The sequence below is a fragment of the Aeromonas sp. 62-46 genome (assembly GCF_001898585.1).
In the GTDB taxonomy this organism is placed as follows: Bacteria; Pseudomonadota; Gammaproteobacteria; order Enterobacterales; family Aeromonadaceae; genus Aeromonas; species Aeromonas caviae.
The window spans coordinates 438,746-458,995 of record NZ_MKUI01000058.1 but is presented as its reverse complement, the minus strand read 5'-3'; the positions used below and the strand labels follow the sequence as shown (position 1 = coordinate 458,995).

General features: G+C 64.3%; 23 protein-coding genes and 1 pseudogene. 15 read left to right on the top strand and 9 right to left on the bottom strand.

The window, feature by feature from the left end:
- Positions 1–48 precede the first annotated feature (48 nt).
- Positions 49–489, top strand: a complete 441-nt coding sequence (azu, locus tag BGO64_RS19905) for an azurin (protein ID WP_041213229.1) — start codon at positions 49–51, stop codon at positions 487–489.
- A 181-nt stretch (positions 490–670) separates the two neighbouring features.
- Positions 671–874: a hypothetical protein gene (locus BGO64_RS19900; protein ID WP_286701239.1), complete on the top strand. Its 204-nt coding sequence runs from the start codon at positions 671–673 to the stop codon at positions 872–874.
- Here BGO64_RS19900 and BGO64_RS19895 read toward each other — a convergent pair.
- Positions 871–1,440, bottom strand: a complete 570-nt coding sequence (locus BGO64_RS19895) for a HutD family protein (RefSeq protein ID WP_214005929.1) — start codon at positions 1,438–1,440, stop codon at positions 871–873. The two genes, BGO64_RS19900 and BGO64_RS19895, sit on opposite strands and share 4 nt — an antisense overlap.
- Before the next feature lie 128 nt (positions 1,441–1,568).
- Positions 1,569–1,991: a MarR family winged helix-turn-helix transcriptional regulator gene (locus BGO64_RS19890; protein WP_050498310.1), complete on the bottom strand. Its 423-nt coding sequence runs from the start codon at positions 1,989–1,991 to the stop codon at positions 1,569–1,571.
- Positions 1,992–2,072: 81 nt separating this feature from the next.
- On the opposite strand from BGO64_RS19890, the gene BGO64_RS19885 reads away from it, so the two are divergent.
- The 3 genes from BGO64_RS19885 (at position 2,073) to BGO64_RS19875 (ending at position 3,900) form a co-directional block, all read left to right on the top strand.
- On the top strand, positions 2,073–2,372 hold the full coding sequence (locus tag BGO64_RS19885; protein ID WP_041214821.1) for a DUF3861 domain-containing protein: 300 nt from the start codon (positions 2,073–2,075) through the stop codon (positions 2,370–2,372).
- A gap of 131 nt (positions 2,373–2,503) precedes the next feature.
- Complete coding sequence (locus BGO64_RS19880; protein ID WP_041213226.1) at positions 2,504–3,475, top strand: nucleoside hydrolase; 972 nt, start codon at positions 2,504–2,506, stop codon at positions 3,473–3,475.
- A gap of 95 nt (positions 3,476–3,570) precedes the next feature.
- Positions 3,571–3,900: a DUF3634 family protein gene (locus BGO64_RS19875; protein WP_039039207.1), complete on the top strand. Its 330-nt coding sequence runs from the start codon at positions 3,571–3,573 to the stop codon at positions 3,898–3,900.
- Between the two features lie 90 nt (positions 3,901–3,990).
- Here BGO64_RS19875 and BGO64_RS19870 read toward each other — a convergent pair whose 3' ends face one another.
- Entirely contained in the window at positions 3,991–4,899 is a 909-nt protein-coding gene (locus BGO64_RS19870; protein ID WP_286701238.1) for a LysR family transcriptional regulator, read from the bottom strand.
- A gap of 119 nt (positions 4,900–5,018) precedes the next feature.
- Between BGO64_RS19870 and BGO64_RS19865 the strand changes: the two genes are divergently transcribed.
- The 8 genes and pseudogenes from BGO64_RS19865 to BGO64_RS19830 all read left to right on the top strand — a co-directional run bounded on the left by BGO64_RS19865 (position 5,019) and on the right by BGO64_RS19830 (position 12,864).
- Positions 5,019–5,462, top strand: coding sequence for a carboxymuconolactone decarboxylase family protein (locus BGO64_RS19865; protein WP_010673680.1), 444 nt, complete (start codon positions 5,019–5,021; stop codon positions 5,460–5,462).
- A 506-nt stretch (positions 5,463–5,968) separates the two neighbouring features.
- On the top strand, positions 5,969–7,057 hold the full coding sequence (cyoA, locus tag BGO64_RS19860) for a cytochrome o ubiquinol oxidase subunit II (protein WP_080767819.1): 1,089 nt from the start codon (positions 5,969–5,971) through the stop codon (positions 7,055–7,057).
- A 3-nt stretch (positions 7,058–7,060) separates the two neighbouring features.
- The gene (gene cyoB / locus BGO64_RS19855) at positions 7,061–9,037 is read left to right on the top strand and encodes a cytochrome o ubiquinol oxidase subunit I (RefSeq protein ID WP_041211612.1); all 1,977 of its coding nucleotides are present in this window, start codon (positions 7,061–7,063) and stop codon (positions 9,035–9,037) included.
- Positions 9,006–9,653, top strand: a pseudogene (locus tag BGO64_RS19850) (cytochrome o ubiquinol oxidase subunit III); the annotation flags it as partial. The gene cyoB and the pseudogene BGO64_RS19850, both read left to right, overlap by 32 nt.
- Positions 9,654–9,983 carry a cytochrome o ubiquinol oxidase subunit IV gene (locus BGO64_RS19845; protein WP_010673684.1) on the top strand — a complete coding sequence of 110 codons (330 nt, stop codon included), beginning with the start codon at positions 9,654–9,656 and terminating at the stop codon, positions 9,981–9,983. It abuts the pseudogene before it with no gap.
- 8 nt (positions 9,984–9,991) lie between these two features.
- On the top strand, positions 9,992–10,885 hold the full coding sequence (cyoE, locus tag BGO64_RS19840; protein ID WP_010673685.1) for a heme o synthase: 894 nt from the start codon (positions 9,992–9,994) through the stop codon (positions 10,883–10,885).
- A gap of 165 nt (positions 10,886–11,050) precedes the next feature.
- Positions 11,051–12,412, top strand: a complete 1,362-nt coding sequence (locus BGO64_RS19835; protein ID WP_041213223.1) for an MFS transporter — start codon at positions 11,051–11,053, stop codon at positions 12,410–12,412.
- Positions 12,413–12,495: 83 nt separating this feature from the next.
- On the top strand, positions 12,496–12,864 hold the full coding sequence (locus tag BGO64_RS19830; protein WP_010673687.1) for a DUF1428 domain-containing protein: 369 nt from the start codon (positions 12,496–12,498) through the stop codon (positions 12,862–12,864).
- 142 nt (positions 12,865–13,006) lie between these two features.
- Here BGO64_RS19830 and tauD read toward each other — a convergent pair whose 3' ends face one another.
- The 6 genes from tauD to BGO64_RS19800 form a co-directional block, all read right to left on the bottom strand.
- Positions 13,007–13,858: a taurine dioxygenase gene (tauD, locus tag BGO64_RS19825; RefSeq protein ID WP_043155533.1), complete on the bottom strand. Its 852-nt coding sequence runs from the start codon at positions 13,856–13,858 to the stop codon at positions 13,007–13,009.
- A 79-nt stretch (positions 13,859–13,937) separates the two neighbouring features.
- A complete protein-coding gene (tauC, locus tag BGO64_RS19820; protein WP_268452630.1) occupies positions 13,938–14,768 on the bottom strand; it encodes a taurine ABC transporter permease TauC in 831 nt (276 codons plus the stop codon).
- On the bottom strand, positions 14,765–15,532 hold the full coding sequence (gene tauB, locus BGO64_RS19815) for a taurine ABC transporter ATP-binding subunit (protein ID WP_286701237.1): 768 nt from the start codon (positions 15,530–15,532) through the stop codon (positions 14,765–14,767). Before tauB ends, tauC begins: the two co-directional genes overlap by 4 nt.
- Positions 15,533–15,551: 19 nt before the next feature.
- Positions 15,552–16,523, bottom strand: a complete 972-nt coding sequence (tauA, locus tag BGO64_RS19810) for a taurine ABC transporter substrate-binding protein (RefSeq protein WP_286701236.1) — start codon at positions 16,521–16,523, stop codon at positions 15,552–15,554.
- Between the two features lie 288 nt (positions 16,524–16,811).
- A complete protein-coding gene (locus tag BGO64_RS19805; protein ID WP_042881567.1) occupies positions 16,812–17,915 on the bottom strand; it encodes an ElyC/SanA/YdcF family protein in 1,104 nt (367 codons plus the stop codon).
- Between the two features lie 149 nt (positions 17,916–18,064).
- Positions 18,065–18,958, bottom strand: a complete 894-nt coding sequence (locus BGO64_RS19800) for a LysR family transcriptional regulator (RefSeq protein WP_048208023.1) — start codon at positions 18,956–18,958, stop codon at positions 18,065–18,067.
- A 100-nt stretch (positions 18,959–19,058) separates the two neighbouring features.
- Here BGO64_RS19800 and BGO64_RS19795 point away from each other — a divergent pair, with 100 nt between their 5' ends.
- Both BGO64_RS19795 and BGO64_RS19790 read left to right on the top strand, forming a co-directional pair.
- Positions 19,059–19,547, top strand: coding sequence for a DMT family transporter (locus BGO64_RS19795; protein ID WP_080769911.1), 489 nt, complete (start codon positions 19,059–19,061; stop codon positions 19,545–19,547).
- A gap of 10 nt (positions 19,548–19,557) precedes the next feature.
- Entirely contained in the window at positions 19,558–19,992 is a 435-nt protein-coding gene (locus tag BGO64_RS19790) for a DMT family transporter (protein ID WP_048208022.1), read from the top strand.
- Positions 19,993–20,250 lie beyond the last annotated feature (258 nt).

Sequence of the window (20,250 nt, the reverse complement as noted above, 5' to 3'; positions counted from 1 at the left end):
GGGCGAGATGCCTGTGCTGTCATCCTTCGTCAATCAAAGGAGAAAATGATGAAAAAGGTGTTAACCCTGCTGCTTCTTGGCTCCCTCGCCACCCCGGTCCTGGCCGACGAGTGCGCACTGGTGATCGAAGGCAATGACGCCATGCAGTACAACCAGACCGCGATGAGCGTGCCGGCCACCTGCAAGGAGGTGACGGTGACCCTCAATCACACGGGCAAGCTGCCGGTGGCCAACATGGGCCACAACTGGGTGCTGGCCAACACCGCCGACTATCAGGCCATCGCCACCGCCGGCATGAGCGCCGGGGTCGATCACGACTACCTGCCCAAGGATGACCCCAGGATCCTGGCCCACACCAAGCTGGTGGGGGGCGGCGAGAGCACCAGCGTCACCTTCAAGACCGACGGCCTGGCGGGCAAGGATCTCACCTTCTTCTGCTCCTTCCCGGGCCACTTCGCCCTGATGAAGGGCAGCTTCAAGGTGGGGTAGTGCCAAGGACTGTGTCGCCGCCAGCACAAACAAAAGCCGGGAGGGTCCCGGCTTTTTTGTCTTCGCTTGCGCTGCGTCGCGGTGCTTTCATGATCTGGTCTGGGGTGGCCAGGAGATGAGCGGCGTAGAATAGGCCGCAAATGGGCCAGTGGTCCGCCTACGCCCCTTCGGAAAAGAGAGCATGGACGCAGTGAAATGGATGCTTGGCTGTTGCCTGATGCTGTTGTGTGCCATCGCGCTGGCCGCCGAGCCCCCGGTCAAGAAGAGCCGGAGCGGCATCTGCCACCCCAAGGGCGGCACCTACTACAGCCGCACCAGGCACTATACCCCCTATGACACCATGCAGGCCTGCCTCGACAGCGGGGGCCGTGCCCCCCGGCGTTAAACGGCGGCTGGCTTGGGCTGCAGGGTAAAGAAGGCGAGGGTGGTCTTCTTGCCACACTCGAAGCGTATGCTCTCCTCCCCCTGCACCACCAGGGTCTCGCCCGGTGCGACCTGCTGTCCCTGCACGGTGAGCTGGCCCTCCAGCAGGTGGCAGAGGTAGCACTTGTCCGCCTCCAGGGTGAGGCTGAGGGGGAAGGGCAGGTTCAGCACCCGCACGTTGGCGCTGATGCGCGCCGGGTGGTAGATGAGCCCGAGATCCGTCACCTCTTTTTTCAGCAGCTCGCAGCGGGTCTCGTCATCCCCGCTGAAGTGGGCCGCCTCGAAGGTGGTGTAGGGGTGGCCGTTGAGCACGAAACCGGCACCGCTGACGGGCAGCAGGATGCGCTGGTAGCCGGGAAAGCGGGAGAAACTCCCCGCTTCCTTGATGGGGGCCGAGCTCAGCCGGTAGTCAAAGTCGAGCTTGTCCAGGGTCGAACCAGGGGGGGAGATCAGGATCTGGGCCGTGGTGCCCTGCCTGTTCTTCCAGGGCATTTTCAACTGGTCGGACTCTTTAATCAGGGTGATCACGATGGCGCCTCGGCGGGAAGGGGAGAGTGGGGCCAGTGATACCATCTCCGGGAGTGGCTCACAAGGCGCCGCCAGCGCAGGCCGCGCTGGTTGGCCACAAATCAGGCAGCGGGCCCCTGACGCTGACCCTAATCGGTCGACTCAAGCCCTTTTTCTATCTTGTCCAGCAGTTGCTGCAACTGCGCTATCTCCGCCGGCGTCAGCAGGGAACACAGCCGTTCGTCGAGCCGTGCGGCCTCCTGCTCCCCCTGGTTGACCCGCTCGCAGGCCAGCGGGGTCAAGGCCAGACAGATGCTGCGTCTGTCAGTGGGATGGGGCCTCTTCTCGATGAGCCCCTGTTTCTCCATCTCCTGCAGCAGGCGCGTCACCTGCGCCTTGTCGCGGCCCGACCGCTGCGCAATGAGCTGCGGCGTGGCGGGATCCAGCGCATGGATCAGTTGCAGCACCTTGTAATGGAGGGGGCTAAGGGCGATCTGCTGTGCCCGGAAATGCTGCGTCATGGCGATTTTGTACTGATCGAGGATCCGGAAGAGGCGGTTTGACAACTTCATGGTTGATAAAGTCAACTTAAAAGGGTTTAATTGATTTTATCAACCATGTGGGCAAAAGCCCAGCCCGAGAGGAGATGAAAGATGCCACACACCTATCGTGTACAGGTCCAGGCGCTGGACCGCGAGGTGCCCCCGTTGCAGTTCGACTGCCAGAATCACGACGACATCTTTGCCATCCTGGCGCTCAGCAAGGGGAAGCTGCCCATGTCGGAGCAGGAACATCAGGCGTTTATCGTCGGGTTGAAGCTGTTTGGCGAAGTCATGATGCAGCATCGCAAAGAGGAGCTGTTCAAGGGGTTTCTCCCCCATTTCAAGCAATTCATGGGGCAACTGAAACGCACCGCCAGGGGAGAGGAGGCCGTGGTCGCCCCTTCCGAGTGACCCTGCCCTGAGCCCAGGGGCGAGTGGTCCCGCCAGCATGCCTGATGCAAAGGAAACCCCGAGGTTGTGATCCCGGTGCTGTCAAAGCGGCGACGGCCCGCTACACTGGCCTCTCGTTTCACGGAGGACCCATGACCCACAAGATCATTCTGGATACCGATCCCGGCATCGACGATGCCATGGCCATTCTGTTTGCCGAGGCGCACCCCGCCATTGACCTGCTCGCCATCACCACTGTGTTTGGCAATGCCACCATCGAAAACGGCACCCGCAACGCCCTCTGGCTCAAGCAAAAATATGGCATGAAGGCGGACGTGGCCCGGGGCGCCGCCGCGCCGCTGCTGCGCGAGCCCGTGGGGCCGACGACGGTGGTGCACGGCCCGAGCGGCTTTGGCGACGTCCAGGCGGGGGAGGTGACCCTCATCCCGGATCCCCGCCCGGCCTGGCAATACATCGTCGAGACGGTGAAGGCCCACCCCGGCGAGATCACGCTAGTGACCATCGGGCCCCTCACCAACCTGGCGCTGGCGCTCGAGGCGGCCCCCGAGGTAGCCGCCCTGGTGAAAGAAGTGGTCGTGATGGGCGGCGCCTTTGGCGTCAACGGCCATCGCGGCAACGTGACCCCCTATGCCGAGGCCAATATCCACGACGATCCCGATGCGGCGGACCGGGTCTTCACCGCCCCCTGGCCCCTGGTGATCATCGGGCTCGACGTCACCCAGCAGAGCATCTTCACCGCCGACTATCTGGATGCCCTGCGGGACGATGCGGGGGAGCCGGGCCGCTTCCTGTGGGATGTCAGCCGCTTCTACCTGCGCTTCTATTCCGAGCGCATCGGCATGGCGGGGTGCCATGTGCACGATCCCTCCGCCATCGCCTATGTGATCGATCCTGCGCTGTTCACCCTGCGCAAGGGGCCGGTGCGGGTCATCACCGAGGGGCCCGCCATCGGCCATACCCTGCAAAAATTTGACGACACCCGCCATCCCCATGACGAGTGGGCCCACTGCCCGGCCCAGCAGGTCGGGGTCGCGGTGCGGGATCAGGCCCTGCTCGCCCTCTATCGGGATACCCTGGTGGCCTGGGGCAAGGGGCGCCGATAAGGCCCGGCAGTGAGTGAAAGCGTGATGGCGGCCGGGTCATGATGAGGCGCCCCCGGTTATACTGGCGAACATCGGGTTGACGGGAGGAAGACGCAATGGCCTGGTTGTCTCTGTTGGTGGCGATAGCCCTGATCGGGTGGTTGATGACGCTGGGGCGCGGCGCCCTGTTCGAGGTCCGGCTCGCGCCGGGCAAGGTGGTGGTGAAGCGGGGCTCGGTGCCGCCGCGCTTTGTGACCCAGGCGACCCAGATCCTGCACCATGAGCCGGTGCGCGGGCGCATCCTGGGTCTGCGGGACGGCAACGGGGTGAGGCTGGTCTTCTCCCGCTCCATCCCCGAGCCCGTGGCCCAGCGCCTGCGCAACATCTTCCCCTACGGGGATTACCGGGGGCTCTCCCCGAGCCCTGACGGGCGAAAATCACGCTGAGCGGTCGCCGTGGCGACCCTCATTTCCAGACGCCGGGCCCTGTGCCCGGCGTCTGCGTTTTCAGCGTTTCGCCAGGAGGCCCTGTTGCGGTCAGCGCGGCCCTTGCAGGGGCCTGATCGCCTCGACCAGAAAGTCGATGAAGGCGCGGGTCTGGGGTTTGAGGAAGCGGCCGCCACGAAACACCGCGTGGATCTCGTCCTGGCGATCCTCGTAGGGGGAGGCGAGCCACTCTGGCAGCAGCGGCAGCAGGGTGCCCTCGTCGATGCTTTGCTGCACCATCCAGCTCGACAGCAGCAGCACGCCGCATCCCGCGAGGGCGGCGCAGAGCAGGGGCGTGCCCCCGACCGAGGCGAGGTTGCCCTGCACCGCCACCTTCTCGCGCTCCGTGCCCTGCTGGAAGTACCAGTGCTGGCGCTGGCGCCCATGGCCGCGAATGAGGCAGTTGTGGTGGGCCAGCTCGGCGGGATGGGCTGGTTCGCCATGGCGGGCCAGATAGGCGGGGGAGGCGACCAGCAGCGAGCGGTTGGTGAGCAGATGGCGCGTGTGCAGGCTGCTGTCGGCGGGCTTGCCGATGCGCACCGCCACGTCCACGTTCTCGGCATCGAGATCCACCATGCGGTTGTCCAGCGCAACCTCCAGGCGTACCCCGGGGTAGCGGGCGAGGAAGTCGGGCAGGCGGGGAGAGAGCCAGGACGCGCCGAAGCTCTCGAACACCGAGACCCGCAGCGGCCCCTCTGGCGCCACCGAGAGGGGTTGCAGGGATTGCACCAGCTGATCCGCCTCCTCCAGCAGGGGCAGGGAGCGGGCGAGAAAATAGGCGCCCTGCTCGGTCAGCACCAGTTGGCGGGTGCTGCGCTTGAAGAGCGGGATCCCGAGCTGCTGCTCCAGGGCGTCGATGGCACGGGTCACGGAGGAGGGGGCCTGGTTGAGGGCGCGGGAGGCACGGGAGAAACTGCCCGATTCCACCACCTGGGCCAGGATGCGGATGCGATCCAGCATGGATTCACCTTTGCGATAAACGCAAAACTGTTGCAGGTTATGACGATATTCTAATCAACAATGAAAGAGTGAACAATCAGCTCACCGCCCCATCCGGGGTCCATCACAGGAGTCTCGCCATGTCACACCGTATCCAGCTCGCCAACCAGGTGCCCGCCGCCGTCTCGGCCATGATGGGCCTCGAGTCCTACCTCGGGGGCACCGACATTCCCCTGTCGCTCAAGGAGCTCATCAAGTTGCGCGCCTCCATGATCAACGGCTGCGCCTACTGCATCGAGATGCACGCCGACGTGGCGATGAAGCACGGGGAGAGCGCCCAGCGTCTGCTGGCGCTGGCCGCCTGGCAGGAGTCGCCGCTGTTCGACGCCCGGGAGCGGGCGGTGCTGGCCCTGACCGACGAGGTGACCCTGATCGCCGACAAGGGGCTCACGACGCAGACCTATGAGGCGGCGCTGGCCCAACTGGGGGAAACCCTGCTGGCCCAGTGTCTGGTGCAGGTGGTCACCATCAACGCCTGGAACCGGATCGCCGTGGCGACCCGGATGGAACACGATCACTCCTGACTCCGACTCCGAGGGAGGGAGAGAAAACGATTATCAACGGGCCCGCACAAGGGCCCGTTTTGTTACGAAGTGTGCCCTCTGGTGCCAGGGGTTGCGACCGTTGTCGGGGGGCGGGAAGTTAATCATACATTCGTTTGATTAATTATTTTTTTTATCTTCCCCGAAAAATACCCATCCAGATCAAGGTGTGGAAAAATGACCTGTGAGTCGAAAAGGGGCTGTATGGCTCTTTTTTGATCGCAATGGCGGGTTAAAAACAGACCAGATGGATCTTTTTGGTTAATTGGTGGTCACTTTTGGTGGCGCGAGAGATTAACGGAAGATGAATTGCCGCGGTGTAACTTGAATAAATTGGTCATTGTCAAGGGATTAACATCTGATACCGCTTTCCATCACCTTTTGAACATTTTTGGGATTAATTTTTCATGTTGTTCACATGCCGGTCTGATGCAATAAAATGCTGCATTTTTTTATACCAATAAGCCTTCAAAAGATGAGGACATTGCATGAGACTCTTTGATGTGAAGAGGGGCTTGGGCGCTTTGCTGCTGCTCGCGACCGCCAGCTTGCTGAGTGGCTGCGACATGGCACTGATGAGCCCCAAGGGGCAGGTCGGTATGGAGCAGAAGTCACTGATACTCACCGCACTCGGCTTGATGCTGATCGTGGTGGTGCCCGTGATTGTCATGGCGGTGGCGTTCGCCTACAAATACCGGGCGTCCAACACCAGTGCCACCTATGCGCCGGACTGGGCCCACTCCAACAAGATTGAGGCAGTCGTCTGGACTGTACCCGTCATCATCATCGTCATCCTGGCGGTGATCACCTGGAAAACTTCCCACTCCCTCGACCCCTACAAGCCGCTGGAATCGGACGTCAAACCGGTTCAGGTGGATGTCATTTCCCTGGACTGGAAGTGGTTGTTCGTCTATCCGGAGCTGGGCATTGCGTCGGTCAACGAGCTGGCCTTCCCGGTCAACACCCCGGTCAACTTCCGGGTGACCTCCGACACCGTGATGAACTCCTTCTTCATCCCGCAACTGGGCGGCCAGATCTACGCCATGGCCGGCATGCAGACCAAGCTGCACCTGATTGCCAACGAAGCGGGTGAGTACAAGGGCATCTCCGGCGGTTACAGTGGTGCCGGTTTCTCCGGCATGAAGTTCAAGGCCATCGCGACCCAGGATCAAGCCGGTTTCGACGCCTGGGTAGCCAAGGTGAAGGCCTCTTCCAAGGCCCTGAGCACCATGGATGAGTTCAATGCCCTGGCCAAGAAGAGCGAAAACCACCCGGTGGAGTACTTCGCCAGCGCCGATCCCAAGCTGTTCGTCAACATCATCAACAAGTTCATGGGCGGCATGTCCCATGGTGGTCACGCCACCCCGGCTGCGGGCTCCGCGGATCACGAGGGCATGAACCACGAGGCCATGAACCATGACGCCGCCCCGAAAGCGGGTGCCATGGACCACGAAGGGATGAACCATGAGGCCTCGCAAGAGGACGCCATGGAGAACCAGGCCATGAACCATGACGCCCATGCCGGACACATGGCCATGTCGGCCGACAAGAGTGTGAAAGCAGGATCCGAGGAATAATCGATGTTTGGAAAATTGACACTCGAGGCTATTCCGTACCATGAACCCATCATCATGGTCACGATAGCCGGTATCATTTTGGGGGGCCTGGCCATCGCCGGTCTCATCACTTACTACGGCAAGTGGCAATATCTGTGGAAAGAGTGGCTGACCTCGGTCGACCACAAACGCCTCGGTATCATGTATCTCATTCTGGGCATGGTCATGCTGCTGCGTGGCTTTGCCGACGCCGTGCTGATGCGTGGCCAGCAGGTCATCGCCTCCGGGGGTGGCGAAGGCTACCTGAACGCCCATCACTACGACCAGATTTTCACCGCCCACGGCGTCATCATGATCTTCTTCGTGGCCATGCCGCTGGTGATCGGTCTGATGAACATCGTGGTGCCGCTGCAAATCGGTGCCCGTGACGTGGCCTTCCCCTTCCTGAACAACCTGAGCTTCTGGTTCACCGCCGCGGCCGTGGTGCTGATCAACGTCTCCCTCGGGGTCGGTGAATTCGCCCAGACCGGCTGGCTGGCCTATCCGCCCTTGTCGGGGCTGGAGTTCAGTCCCGGGGTCGGGGTCGATTACTGGATATGGAGTCTGCAGATTTCGGGTCTGGGGACCCTGCTGACCGGCGTGAACTTCTTCGCCACCATCATCCGCATGCGTGCCCCTGGCATGACCATGATGCGCCTGCCGGTCTTCACCTGGACCGCCCTGTGTGCCAACATCCTGATCATCGCCTCCTTCCCGATCCTGACCGTCACCATCGCCCTGCTCACCGCAGACCGCTACCTGGGTACCCATTTCTTTACCAATGACATGGGTGGCAACATGATGATGTACATCAACCTGATCTGGGCCTGGGGTCACCCCGAGGTGTACATCCTGGTGCTGCCGGTGTTCGGGATCTTCTCCGAAGTGGTGGCGACCTTCTGCAAGAAGAAGCTGTTCGGTTACACCTCCCTGGTGTGGGCGACCGTGGCGATCACCGTGCTGTCGTTCATCGTCTGGCTGCACCACTTCTTCACCATGGGGTCCGGCGCCAACGTGAATGCCTTCTTCGGCATCACCACCATGATCATCTCCATCCCGACCGGGGTGAAGATCTTCAACTGGCTGTTCACCATGTACCGCGGTCGCATCGAGTTCACCTCGCCCATGCTGTGGACCGTCGGCTTCATCATCACCTTCACCGTGGGTGGCATGACCGGGGTACTGCTCTCCGTGCCGGCCGCCAACTTCGTGCTGCACAACAGCCTGTTCCTCATCGCCCACTTCCACAACGTCATCATCGGCGGCGTGGTGTTCGGCTGCTTCGCCGGTATCACCTACTGGTTCCCGAAAGCGTTCGGCTTCAAGCTGGATGACGTCTGGGGCAAGCGTGCCTTCTGGTGCTGGATCACCGGCTTCTTCGTGGCCTTCATGCCGCTCTACGTGCTGGGCTTCATGGGCATGACCCGTCGTGTCAGCCAGAACATCGATCCCGAGTTCCACGGCTGGCTGGTGGTCGCCGCCTGCGGCGCCGGCCTGATTGCCCTGGGCGTGCTGTGCCAGGTCATCCAGATCGTGGTCAGCATCCGCGACCGCGAGAAGAACCGCGACCTGACCGGCGATCCCTGGGGTGGCCGTACCCTGGAGTGGGCGACGTCCTCTCCGCCGCCGTTCTACAACTTCGCCATCGAGCCGAAGGTCACCGGTCTGGACGCCTTCTGGGAAGCCAAGGCTGACGGCAGCGCTTACAAGAAGCCTGCCCAGTATGCCCCCATCCACATGCCGAAGAACTCCGGTGCCGGTGTCATCATCGCCGCCTTCAGCGTGGTGTTCGGCTTTGCCATGATCTGGCACATCTGGTGGATGGCCATCGCCGGCTTCATCGGCATGATCGCCACCTGGATCATCCACAGCTTCAACGACGATGTGGACTACTACGTACAGGTTGACGAGATCGAGCGCATCGAAGGTCAGCATTTCGACAACATCAACAAGGTGGCTTAATTCCATGGCGACTGACGTACTACATCACTCTCACGGTGCCCATGAGGATGGGCACCACGATGCCGGTGCCACCAAGGTATTCGGTTTCTGGATCTACCTGATGAGTGACTGCATCCTGTTCGCGACCCTGTTCGCGACCTATGCGGTCCTGGTCAACGGCACTGCTGGCGGCCCCACCGGCAAGGACATCTTCGAACTGCCGTTCGTGTTCGCCGAAACCATGCTGCTGCTGCTGAGCTCCATCACCTTCGGGTTCGGCATGCTGGCCATGAACAAGAACAAGGTCGCGGCAGTCAACACCTGGCTGTTCGTCACCTTCCTGCTGGGTGCCGGCTTCATCGCGATGGAAATCTACGAGTTCCATCACCTGATCGTGCACGAGGCGGGCCCGGATCGCAGCGGCTTCCTCTCTGCCTTCTTCACCCTGGTGGGGACCCACGGTATCCACGTGACCAGCGGCCTGGTCTGGATCATCGTGATGATGGTGTCGATCACCAAGAAGGGGCTGACCGAGCGCAACCGCACTCGCCTGATGTGCCTGAGCCTGTTCTGGCACTTCCTCGACGTGGTATGGATCTGCGTCTTCACCGTGGTCTATCTGATGGGGGTCATGTAAATGAGTCATTCCGTTGACAATCACGGCGCCAGCCACGGCAGCGTCAAGTCCTACATGATCGGTTTCGTGCTGTCACTCATCCTGACCGCCGTGCCGTTCTGGATGGTGATGGACGGCTCCGCCTCCCACGCCGTGGTGCTCGGCACCGTGGTGGCCATGGCGGTGGTGCAGATCTTCGTACACCTGGTCTACTTCCTGCACATGAACACCTCCTCCGAGGAGCGCTGGAACCTGGTGGCACTGGTCTTTACCGTGCTCATCATCGCCATCGTGGTCGTGGGTTCCCTGTGGATCATGTACAACCTCAACATCAACATGATGGTTCACTGAGCGGGTTGATGATGATGAAGCAATACCTGCAAGTGACCAAGCCGGGCATCATCTTCGGCAACCTCATCTCGGTTATCGGGGGATTCCTGCTGGCCTCGAAGGGGAGCCTGGATGTGCCCCTGTTCATCCTGACCATGGTGGGGGTGTCACTGGTGGTGGCCTCCGGTTGCGTGTTCAACAACTACATCGACCGGGACATCGACTGCATCATGGAGCGCACCAAGAACCGCGCCCTGGTGCGGGGGCTCATCGCCCCCGGTGTCTCCCTCTGGTATGCGACGGCGCTGGGCGTTGCGGGCATTGCACTGCTCTACTTTGCGGCCAATCCGTTGGCCGCCTTGCTGGCGGTGCTGGGCTTCCTGGTTTATGTGGGGGTCTACAGCCTCTACATGAAGCGCCACTCGGTCTATGGCACCCTGGTCGGCAGCCTCTCCGGCGCCGCGCCGCCGGTCATCGGCTACTGCGCGGTGAGCGGGCAGTTCGACTCGGGGGCCCTGATCCTGCTGGCGATCTTCAGCCTGTGGCAGATGCCGCACTCCTATGCGATCGCCATCTTCCGCTTCAAGGACTACCAGGCCGCCAACATCCCGGTGCTGCCGGTGGTGAAGGGGATCCCGGTGGCCAAGCTCCACATCACCCTCTACATCCTGGCGTTCATGGTGCCGACCCTGATGCTGTTCCTCGGCGGCTACGCCGGGTACAAGTATCTGGTGGTGGCCACCGCGGTGAGCGTCTGGTGGCTGGGGATGGCGCTGTCGGGCTACAAGGCGGCGGTGGACGACTCCCTCTGGGCGCGCAAGCTGTTCATGTTCTCCATCGTCACCATTACTTGCCTGAGCGTGATGATGTCGGTGGACTTCCAGCCGGACGCAGCGCCGGTGCTGGTGAGCATGCTGCCCTGATAGTGTGAACTGCACCCCTGAAATGCATGAAATCCAGAGCCGGGAATCTTCCCGGCTCTGCTATTATGGGCGCCGCCCTGCGAGGGGCATCGCCGATTTTTCGGGGGCGGCCGGGCGCCTGTCACCCCTTTCTTTTCCTCTTCTTTTTGACTCATCGAGGCCCTCATGAATGATTTCACCATGACGAGGGGCGAGCGACGCGCGACCTGGGCGCTCGGCTCCGTCTTCTCGCTGCGCATGCTCGGCATGTTTATGGTGCTGCCGGTGCTGACCACCTACGGCATGTCCCTGGCGGGCGCCTCCGAGGCGCTCATCGGGCTTGCCATCGGCATCTACGGCATGACCCAGGCCCTGTTCCAGATCCCCTTCGGCCTGCTCTCCGACAAGGTGGGGCGCAAGCCCCTCATCGTTGGCGGCCTGCTGATGTTTGCCCTTGGCAGCGTCATCGCCGCCCTGAGCGACGCCATCTGGGGGGTCATCGTCGGGCGCGCCCTGCAAGGGAGCGGCGCCATCTCCGCCGCCGTCATGGCGCTCCTGTCGGATCTCACCCGGGAGCAGAATCGCACCAAGGCCATGGCCTTCATCGGGGTTAGCTTTGGCATCACCTTCGCCATCGCCATGGTGACCGGCCCCCTCATCACCCATGCCCTGGGCTTGTCCGGCCTCTTCTGGCTCATCGCCCTGCTGGCCCTGGCCGCCATCGCCATGGTGCTCTGGGTGGTGCCGACCCCGGCGGCCCACCTGCAAAATCGCGAGTCCGCCATGGTGCGAGGCAGCTTTCGTACCGTGCTCACCAACCCTCGCCTGCTCAAGCTCAACCTCGGCATCCTCTGCGTCCACACCCTGCTGATGTCGAGCTTCGTGGCCCTGCCGCCCTTGCTGGAGCGTGCGGGCCTACCCCGTGACAGCCAGTGGCAGGCCTATCTGGTTACCATGCTGATCGCCTTCGTGAGCGTGGTGCCCTTCATCATCTATGCCGAGAAGCACCGCCAGATGAAGCGGGTCTTCATCGGGTGCGTGGTGGTGATGCTGGCCGCCGAGCTGGTGCTCTGGCAGAGCGGCCAGCAGCTGTGGGGTCTGCTCGCCGGGTTGCAGCTCTTCTTCATCGGCTTCAACGTGATGGAGGCACTGCTGCCGTCTCTCATCAGCAAGGAGTCCCCGCCGGGCTACAAGGGCACCGCCATGGGGGTCTACTCCACCAGTCAGTTCCTCGGGGTTGCCATCGGCGGCAGTCTCGGCGGCCTGCTCTACAGCCTGGGGGGTGGCCCCCTGGTGTTTGGCGGTTGCGCCGCCCTGGCCCTCGCCTGGCTCGGGGTGAGTCTCACCATGGCCGAGCCCCCCTATGTGAGCAGCCTGCGCATCGTGCTGCCGGAAGGGGTCGAGGCCACCCCGGCCCTGGAGCAGCGGATCCGCGCCTGCGAGGGGGTAAGCGACGTGCTGCTGGTGCGCGAGGAACACTCCCTCTACGTGAAGGTGGACAGCAAGCGCCTGACCCGCAGCGATCTGGAGCGGCTGGTCTCGTTGTGATGGCTGGCTGCGCGGGGCGGCGCAGAGCGCGGGCTGAAGGGCGGCTGCTATGCTGAGATCCTCACTCACTGGAGGAACCTCTGATGTCATACGTGGACGGATTCGTGCTCGCCGTGCCGACGGCCAACAAGCAGGCCCTGATCGATCATGCGGGGCAGTTTGACCCCATCTTCCTCGAATACGGCGCCACCCGGGTGCTGGAGTGCTGGGGGGACGACGTGCCTCACGGCAAGCAGACCGACTTTTACCGGGCGGTGGCGGCCAGGGAGGATGAAACCGTGGTCTTCTCCTGGGTGGAGTGGCCGAGCAAGGCGGTGCGGGACGACGCCATGGGCAAGATGATGCAGGACCCCAGGATGGACCCCGCCAATCCCCTGCACCAGACCATGCCGTTTGACGGCGCCCGCATGATTTTCGGAGGCTTCACCACCGTGCTGGAGCTCAAGGGCTGAGACCTGCCATCGGGGCTTCACCCTGGTGGCCGGAGCGCAAGGGCCGATAGCAACACCCAGGCCCGTCAGATGATGAAAAAGCCCGCCAGCCGGCGGGCTTTTTGCTGGGCGTTATCTCATGGTCGCTCTCCATGGGGGACGTTCAGCCCGGGCGCCAGAAGGGCTTGTCCCCGAGAATGGTGGCCCTGTGCATCACCCGGCGGGCCGGCAGGTAGTCGGCATTGGCATAGTGCTGGGTCACCCTGTTGTCCCAGATGGCGATGTCGTTCTCCTGCCAGCGCCAGCGCACCTGAAACTCGGGGCGGGTGATGTGCTCGAACAGAAAGCCGAGCAGGGCCTCGCTCTCTTTGGGGGGCAGTCCGGGCAGCCGGGTGGTGAACCCCTCGTTGACGAACAGGGCCTGACGGCCGCTCACCGGATGGGTGCGGATCACCGGGTGGCGCAGGGGCGGGTGACGGGCCACGGCCGCCTGCCAGCGCTGGCGCGCCTCCTCGCTGTCATCATGGCGATGGGCCGGGAAGGACTTGGTGAAGTCGTGCTCGGCTTCCAGCCCTGCCAGCAGGGTTTGCAGGGGCGGGGAGAGGGCCGCCAGTGCCGCGATGCCGCTGGCCCAGAGGGTGTCCCCCCCGGTGGGGGGCAACTGCTTGGCGGCCAGAATGGCCAGTGCCGGGGGCGTCTCGATAAAGGTCACGTCGGTGTGCCAGTTGTCGTTGTCCGGCGGATTGTCATCGTGGGTATCGAGCACGATGATCTCCTCGGCCTCCTCCGTGTGGGGGTAGACGGGGTGGATGTGCAGATCCCCGAAGCGGTTCGCCAGCGCCCGCTGGGCTCGCGGGGTGATGGGCTGGTTGCGAAAGAACAGCACCTGGTATTTGAGCAGGGCGCGATGGAGCTGCTCGAACTGCCCCTGGCTCAGGGGCTCGGCCAGATTGACGCCAGCGATGACGGCGCCGATGTGGGGGCCGAGGGGGGTAATGGTCAACTTGTCGGTCATGGTCTTGCTCCATGTCTGGGGGCGTGAAGGCCCGATACCAATAGGAAAGGGATGCGAAGGAAAGAGGTCAGCCTGTGGCTCATTGTCCTTCTCCATGCCAGGGGGTGAGCCTGCGCTGCAGGGCGCGCAGGCCCAGTTCCAGTACGAAGGCGATCAGGGCGATCACCAGGATGCCCGCCAGCACCACGTCGGTGGCGAGAAACTCGCCGGCGGATTGCACCATGAAGCCCACCCCCCTGGTGGCGGCGATAAGCTCGGCCGCCACCAGGGTGGACCAGCCCACCCCGAGCCCGATGCGCAGCCCGGTCAGGATGTCCGGCAGGGCCCCTGGCAGGATCACGTGCCAGAGCACCTGGGACCGGGATGCGCCCAGCGCCTGGGCTGCCCGCACTCGCACCGCGTTGGCGCTCTGCACCCCCGCCAGGGTCGCCAGGGCCACGGGGGCGAAGATGGCCAGATAGATGAGCAGTACCTTCGATGTTTCACCGATGCCAAACCAGATCACCATGAGTGGCAGGTAGGCGAGCGGCGGCACCGGGCGGTAGAGCTCGATGAGGGGATCCAGCACGCCGCGCACCGTGGGGGAGAGCCCCATGGCGATGCCCACCGTGATGCCAAAGCACGCCGCGGCAGCGAGCGCCACCAGGATGCGCCCCAGGCTGGCCCCCAGGTGTTGCCACAGGGTGGCATCCATAAAGCCCGTTGGGCCTGCGATGGTGATGAGCTGTGCCAGCACCCGCTGTGGGGGCGGCAGGAACAGGGGATCGACCCAGCCGAAGTGGGCCACCAGCCACCACAGGGCCAGCAGCACGATCAGGGTGGCGAGGCTCAGGGTCAGACGGCGGGGCAGGGGCCAGCCCGCTGCCCGTGTGTGGGTGACATCCCGTTGCCGGGCGAGGGCGAGAGTCATGCAAAGGCCTCCCGCTCTGCGAACACCCGTTCCAGCACGTATTCACGGCGCTCGATGAAGGCCGGATCGGACTTGATGCTGCGGCAGGGCTCCCCGGCGGCGAAGCGGCGACCGAAATCCAGGGTCAGCCGCTCCGTCACCCGCCCGGGGGAGGGGGAGAGCAGCACCAGATCGGTGGCCATGAAGATGGCCTCCTCGATGTCGTGGGTGATGAGCAGCACCTGACGCCGGTGCTCGTGCCACAGGCGCAGCAGCAGAGTCTGCATCTGCTCCCGGGTGAAGGCGTCCAGGGCGCCGAAGGGCTCGTCCAGCAGGAGCAGGCGGGGTTGGGTGGCCAGGGCCCGGGCGATGTCGACCCGCTGGCGCTGGCCGCCGGAGAGCTGCCAGATGGCGCGATCGCCGGCCCCCTCCAGCCCCACCTGACGCAGCAGTGCCCGGGCCTGTTCGGTGCGCTCGGCACTGGGCACACCCGCCAGCTGCAGGCCGAGTGCCACGTTGTCTCGCACGTTGCGCCAGGGCAGCAGCCCCTCGCTCTGGAACACCACGCCGCGCTCGGTGCCGGGGCCGGTGACCGGCTTGCCCTCAAGGCTTATCTGGCCGTGGTGGCAAGGCTCGAAGCCCGCCACCAGGTTGAGGAGGGTCGTCTTGCCCGAGCCCGAGGGCCCCAGCACCACCATCAGCTCCCCCTCGGACAGGGAGAGGTTGATGTTGTCGAGCACCCGCCTGCCGGCGTACTCGGCGGACACATGAGAGAGCTGCAGCATGGTCGTCTCCTTGGATTTACTAGGCCACGGCTTTCACGAAGCGATCGGTCACGAACTGGCGGTAGTCCGAGGCGGCGTTCGCGACCTTGCCCTGGCTCTCGAGGAAGCGGGCGGTGTCGATGATGGTCTGGTTGACGAGGCGCCCGAGCTCGGCACTCTGGGCCTTCGCATCGAGGTAGGTGTTGCCCTTCACCAGCGCGGGAACGTCCGCCTCGGGAACGCCGCTCAGTTTGGCCAGCTTGGCGAGGTTGTCCGGCTTGGTGAGCCAGCCGTCGGGGTTGGCCAGGTAGTCGCGCTGGGCGGCCAGGGTGCTGTTCACGAAGGCCTGCACCACTTCGGGGTGGGCCTTGGCAAAGTCCTTGCGCACCACCCAGACGTCCAGGGTCGGCGCCCCCCAGTCACCCACCTGGGCGGAGTCGGTCAGCACCTTGCCCTCCTTGGTGAGCTGGTTGAGGGCGGGGGCCCAGACATAGGCGCCGTCGATGTCGCCCCGCTGCCAGGCGGCGATGATGGCCGGTGGTTGCAGATTGACGATCTGCAGCGTCGCGGGGTCGACGTTCCAGTGCTTGAGGGCCGCCAGCAGGCTGTAGTGGGTGGTGGAGGTATAGGGCACGGCGATGCGCTTGCCCGCGAGATCCTCGGGTTTTGCGAGCCCCTGCTTCACCACCAGGGCCTCGGACTCCCCGAGCTTGGAGGCGAGCAGGAACACCTCGATGGGCAGGTTCTGGCTCGCCGCCACTGCCAGGGGGCTGGAGCCGATGTTGCCTATCTGCACGTCGCCGGAGGCGAGCGCCCGTACCACGCTGGCGCCGCTGTCAAACTTGCGCCAATCCACGGTGGCGCCGCTCTCCCTGGCGAAGCTGTTGTCGGCCTGGGCTACCTTGGCGGGTTCGGCGGAGGTCTGGTAGGCCACGGTGACGTCGAGGGCCTGGGCGGACTGGCCGAGCAGCATGGAGGCCGCGAGCCACAGAGAGATGCCTTTTGCTGTCATGATGCACTTCCTTGTTGGGGGGGTTGGAAGCCACATCTTTATCTGAACATCCCCGGGGGCGAAGGAACGAGAAGGGTGCTCTCATGCCGTTTGGTTCTTAGAAAAAGAACGGTAAATCAATGATCTGATTGAGATATGCCAGAAAGTGGATAGCTTGCTCACCCGCCGTCTATCGGGTGGCTGACGCAAGGGGCCAGCAGGTGCGTGCAGGGGCCAGCCACCAGGGGGCGCAGTGACTGGCAGGGGGAAGAGAGGAAAAGGCCCCGCCAGGGTGGCGGGGCCGGGGGATCAGCGCTCAACCAGCGGGGCCGAGCGGTAGCTCCACAGGCCATAGGTGCGCAGGGCGTCCCGGTAGATGCCAAGCAGCTCCTCCGGGCTCGCCTTGGCCAGGGCCGAGAGGGGCTTGTCCGGGTAGGCGACGCTGTCGATGCGGATGTTCGCCGGGCCGCTCTGCCAGCAGGCGATTTCCAGCAGGGTCTGGCCCCGGCGCACATGGCTCGCCGAGCTCACCAGGGTGGCGAACTCAATCTCGTGGCGGGCGAGGGCATAGCCGCTGTAGAGGGCGTTCTCCACCGTGCTGGTGGCGTAGTTCTCCTCGATGATGCGGGAGCGGTCGATGCCCTTTTTCGCCAGCCAGTCCGCCATCAGCTTGCCCTCGGTCTGGCGGTTCTGGGGCACGCCGCCGGTGAGGATGACGAGGGCCGCCGGATCAGCCTGGGCCAGGGCGCGGGTGGTCTCGAGGCGTCCCAGCAGGATCTCGTGCATGGAGCCATCGGGATTGAGGGCATAGCCCAGGGTGACGATGGCGCGGCGCCCCTTCTTCTCGCCCCGTCCCTGACGCTCCTTGAGGGGGGTGGCGACCACCCTGTCCACGGTGGCGAACAGCCGCTGCAGATCGGCGGCACGACCGGCATTGAGCTCGCCGACCCGCTTGAGGTAGCCATCGGATTTGGCCTGGTTGCCCTTGAAGCGCTGCCAGGTGGCCAGATAGGTGTTGATGTCCAGATCGTCCGGGGCGGCGGTGAGGGCCTGCTCGAACAGGGCGATGGCCCTGTCCACGTTGCCGTTGTAGATCTGGGCGTTGGCCGCCGAGATGAGCAGATCGGTGCGATAGGGCTCGAGCTGGTGGGCCTCCAGCAGCAGGGTGGTCACCTGCTCCATGTTGCTCGGCATCTTGGCGGTAAAGCCCGCATCGGAGACCCGGGCGGGGGAGTGGAAGATGCGGGCGGCGTCTGCCAGCAGCTGATCCACCACCTGGCGCTTGCTGATGAACTGCTCGTAATTCTGCTCCTTTTGCAGGGAGCGTACCGGGGCGGCCCAGGCATCGGATGAGACAACGAGCGGCAGCGTCAGCAGGCTGGTGAGGGTCAGGGCAATCGCGGTTTTCTTCATCATGGGGCTCCCTGTGGGGTGCGGGGCGCGATGCCGTGGCTCGTCCCCTGAATGCTTTTCCAATAAAAACAGATGCTTGGTTTGCTGCCTACTCTACTCCCTTCCCGATGAAAAAAACGTGAACCGTTCCGGTTATCCCGATGCCCCCCTCAGCGCAGCCCCAGACGTTCCTGCAGGAAGGCCAGCCAGGCCTCCACCTTGGCGGGCAGGTGGCGGCGCTTGGGATAGACGCACCAGATGCCGTGCTCGGGCAGGGCATGGTCTGGCAGGACGGGCACCAGCCGCCCGATGGCGAGATCCCGCGCCACGATGAAGTCCGGCATGTTGCCGATGCCAAGCCCCGCCAGCAGCGCGGTGTGGATGGCATCGCTGTTGTTGACCTCGAAATTGCCCTTGGGGGTGATGGCCACCTCTCCTTCGGGCCCGTGCAGCCGCCACTGGGTGCCGCCGCGAAACAGGGAGTAGAAGAGGCAGTTGTGGCGCTCGAGATCCGCCGGGGTGCGGGGCGTGCCGGCCTGCGCCAGGTAGGCGGGGGCGGCGCACAGGGTGCTGAGACAGGGGGCGAGGCGGCGGGCGACCAGGCTCGAATCCTCCAGCTCGCCGATGCGCACCGCCACGTCGAACCCCTCGGCCACCAGATCCTGCCGGGCGTCGCTCATCTCCAACTGCAACTGCACCTCGGGGTGAAGGGCGAGAAACTCGGGGACAAGGGGGGCGATGTGGCGCCGGCCATAGACCATGGGCACCGTCACCCGCAGCAGGCCGCGGGGGACCGATTGCAGGGCGCCGATGGCATCTTCCCCGTCGTTGGCCAGGCGCACTGCATGTCGCACCGTCTCGAAGTAGCGCTCCCCCGCCTCGGTGAGGGTGAGGGAGCGGGTGGTGCGATAGAGGAGCTGGCAGCCGAGGGCCTGCTCGAGCTGGCTCACCTTCTTGCTCAGCACCGACTTGCTGAGGCCGAGCTGACGGGCGGCGCCGGAGAAGGTGCCCGACTCCACCACGGCGACGAAGGCCGGGAGCAGGGCGAAGGCTTCCTGGTTCATGTTGTTCTCGATATGGAAACAATGTTGTTCCAGAAGGGTAGATTATCCTCAAATCAAAAACAATTTACCCTGCTCGTCAGTTCAACCAAGGAGCAACCCCATGATCCCCCCGCTTGTTGACCGCGGCCCCGGCCGCCCCGCCCTCGGACAGACACTTGGCCAGACCCTGGGCGCCCTGGCCGCCTTCGCTGCCGGCCTGCTGCTGGCGCTGATGATCGCCCAGAACGGCGCCCTGTCCCGCGCCACCGACCCCTGGCTCGCGAGCTGGCTGGCCCACGGGGTCGGCAGCCTGGTGGCCGGGCTCCTGTGGTGGCTCTCCCCAAGGCCCCCGACGCCGGAGGCGGCCCCGCCCTGGGCCTGGCTCGGCGGTCTGCCGGGGGCGCTCACCGTGGTGCTGGCAGCCCTGTGCCTCAACTCGCCCCTCGGCATGGCGGGCACCCTGGCCCTGCTGCTGCTCGGCCAGCTGCTGTTTGGTGCCCTGTGCGATGGCCTCGGCTGGCTCGGACTGGCTCGCCGCCGCCCCTCGGGGAAGGACGCGCTCGCCGCCCTGCTGGTGATGGCTGGCGCCCTGCTTATCGTGCTGCATTAGGAGAGACACCATGACCCTCTTGATCCTGCTGGGACTGCTGAACGGCGTGGCGGTGAGCCTGTCGCGCACCCTCAATGGCCGCCTCGCCAGCGCCCGGGGCGCCATGACGGCCTCCCTTGCCAACCACCTGCTCGGCTTCGGGCTGCTCGGCGCCCTGCTCATCCTCAAAGGGGCACCCTGGGAGCGGCTAGCCGGGCTCGATCCCTGGCTGCTGCTCGGCGGGGTGCTGGGGGCGCTGTTCGTCGCCATCAGCAGTTGGGCCATCGGTCGGATCGGCGCCCTGGCCTGCGCCCTGCTCATCGTCACGGGCCAGCTGGCAGGGGGCGCCCTGCTCGATGCCCTGGCCGGACGGCTGGCCGCGAGCGATCTGCTCGGCATCCTGCTGGTGCTGGCGGGGGCTGCGCTGCAACGCTGGCAGGGCGGCAAGTCGTGCTCCCGAGGGTGAGTGATGCTGTGATGGCCTGGGTAAACCGGCAGGGATGACAAGAGTGTCGCCCTGCCTGGATGCCAAAGGCGGCTCGCCTGTCGGATCAGGGCCCAGATGAAAAGGAAAAGGCGAAAGAAAGGGAGGGAAAGGAAGAAACAGGAAGGCAACAGAGAGCAAAGAAAGAGAGGCGCCTGTCACCCTGGGCCGCCCTCAACAGCAGAACACCGGCGCAAGGCCGGTGTTCTGAACAGCATGGCGGCGGGCCCGGCGGGGCGC

What these genes read in the sequence shown, in the direction of transcription:
- azu (WP_041213229.1), top strand. Translation starts at nt 49, where the DNA reads ATGAAAAAGGTGTTAACCCTGCTGCTTCTTGGCTCCCTCGCCACCCCG.
- BGO64_RS19900 (WP_286701239.1), top strand. Translation starts at nt 671, where the DNA reads ATGGACGCAGTGAAATGGATGCTTGGCTGTTGCCTGATGCTGTTGTGT.
- BGO64_RS19890 (WP_050498310.1), bottom strand. Translation starts at nt 1,991, where the DNA reads ATGAAGTTGTCAAACCGCCTCTTCCGGATCCTCGATCAGTACAAAATC.
- BGO64_RS19885 (WP_041214821.1), top strand. Translation starts at nt 2,073, where the DNA reads ATGCCACACACCTATCGTGTACAGGTCCAGGCGCTGGACCGCGAGGTG.
- BGO64_RS19880 (WP_041213226.1), top strand. Translation starts at nt 2,504, where the DNA reads ATGACCCACAAGATCATTCTGGATACCGATCCCGGCATCGACGATGCC.
- BGO64_RS19875 (WP_039039207.1), top strand. Translation starts at nt 3,571, where the DNA reads ATGGCCTGGTTGTCTCTGTTGGTGGCGATAGCCCTGATCGGGTGGTTG.
- BGO64_RS19870 (WP_286701238.1), bottom strand. Translation starts at nt 4,899, where the DNA reads ATGCTGGATCGCATCCGCATCCTGGCCCAGGTGGTGGAATCGGGCAGT.
- BGO64_RS19865 (WP_010673680.1), top strand. Translation starts at nt 5,019, where the DNA reads ATGTCACACCGTATCCAGCTCGCCAACCAGGTGCCCGCCGCCGTCTCG.
- cyoA (WP_080767819.1), top strand. Translation starts at nt 5,969, where the DNA reads ATGAGACTCTTTGATGTGAAGAGGGGCTTGGGCGCTTTGCTGCTGCTC.
- cyoB (WP_041211612.1), top strand. Translation starts at nt 7,061, where the DNA reads ATGTTTGGAAAATTGACACTCGAGGCTATTCCGTACCATGAACCCATC.
- BGO64_RS19845 (WP_010673684.1), top strand. Translation starts at nt 9,654, where the DNA reads ATGAGTCATTCCGTTGACAATCACGGCGCCAGCCACGGCAGCGTCAAG.
- cyoE (WP_010673685.1), top strand. Translation starts at nt 9,992, where the DNA reads ATGATGATGAAGCAATACCTGCAAGTGACCAAGCCGGGCATCATCTTC.
- BGO64_RS19835 (WP_041213223.1), top strand. Translation starts at nt 11,051, where the DNA reads ATGAATGATTTCACCATGACGAGGGGCGAGCGACGCGCGACCTGGGCG.
- BGO64_RS19830 (WP_010673687.1), top strand. Translation starts at nt 12,496, where the DNA reads ATGTCATACGTGGACGGATTCGTGCTCGCCGTGCCGACGGCCAACAAG.
- tauD (WP_043155533.1), bottom strand. Translation starts at nt 13,858, where the DNA reads ATGACCGACAAGTTGACCATTACCCCCCTCGGCCCCCACATCGGCGCC.
- tauC (WP_268452630.1), bottom strand. Translation starts at nt 14,768, where the DNA reads ATGACTCTCGCCCTCGCCCGGCAACGGGATGTCACCCACACACGGGCA.
- tauB (WP_286701237.1), bottom strand. Translation starts at nt 15,532, where the DNA reads ATGCTGCAGCTCTCTCATGTGTCCGCCGAGTACGCCGGCAGGCGGGTG.
- tauA (WP_286701236.1), bottom strand. Translation starts at nt 16,523, where the DNA reads ATGACAGCAAAAGGCATCTCTCTGTGGCTCGCGGCCTCCATGCTGCTC.
- BGO64_RS19805 (WP_042881567.1), bottom strand. Translation starts at nt 17,915, where the DNA reads ATGAAGAAAACCGCGATTGCCCTGACCCTCACCAGCCTGCTGACGCTG.
- BGO64_RS19800 (WP_048208023.1), bottom strand. Translation starts at nt 18,958, where the DNA reads ATGAACCAGGAAGCCTTCGCCCTGCTCCCGGCCTTCGTCGCCGTGGTG.
- BGO64_RS19795 (WP_080769911.1), top strand. Translation starts at nt 19,059, where the DNA reads ATGATCCCCCCGCTTGTTGACCGCGGCCCCGGCCGCCCCGCCCTCGGA.
- BGO64_RS19790 (WP_048208022.1), top strand. Translation starts at nt 19,558, where the DNA reads ATGACCCTCTTGATCCTGCTGGGACTGCTGAACGGCGTGGCGGTGAGC.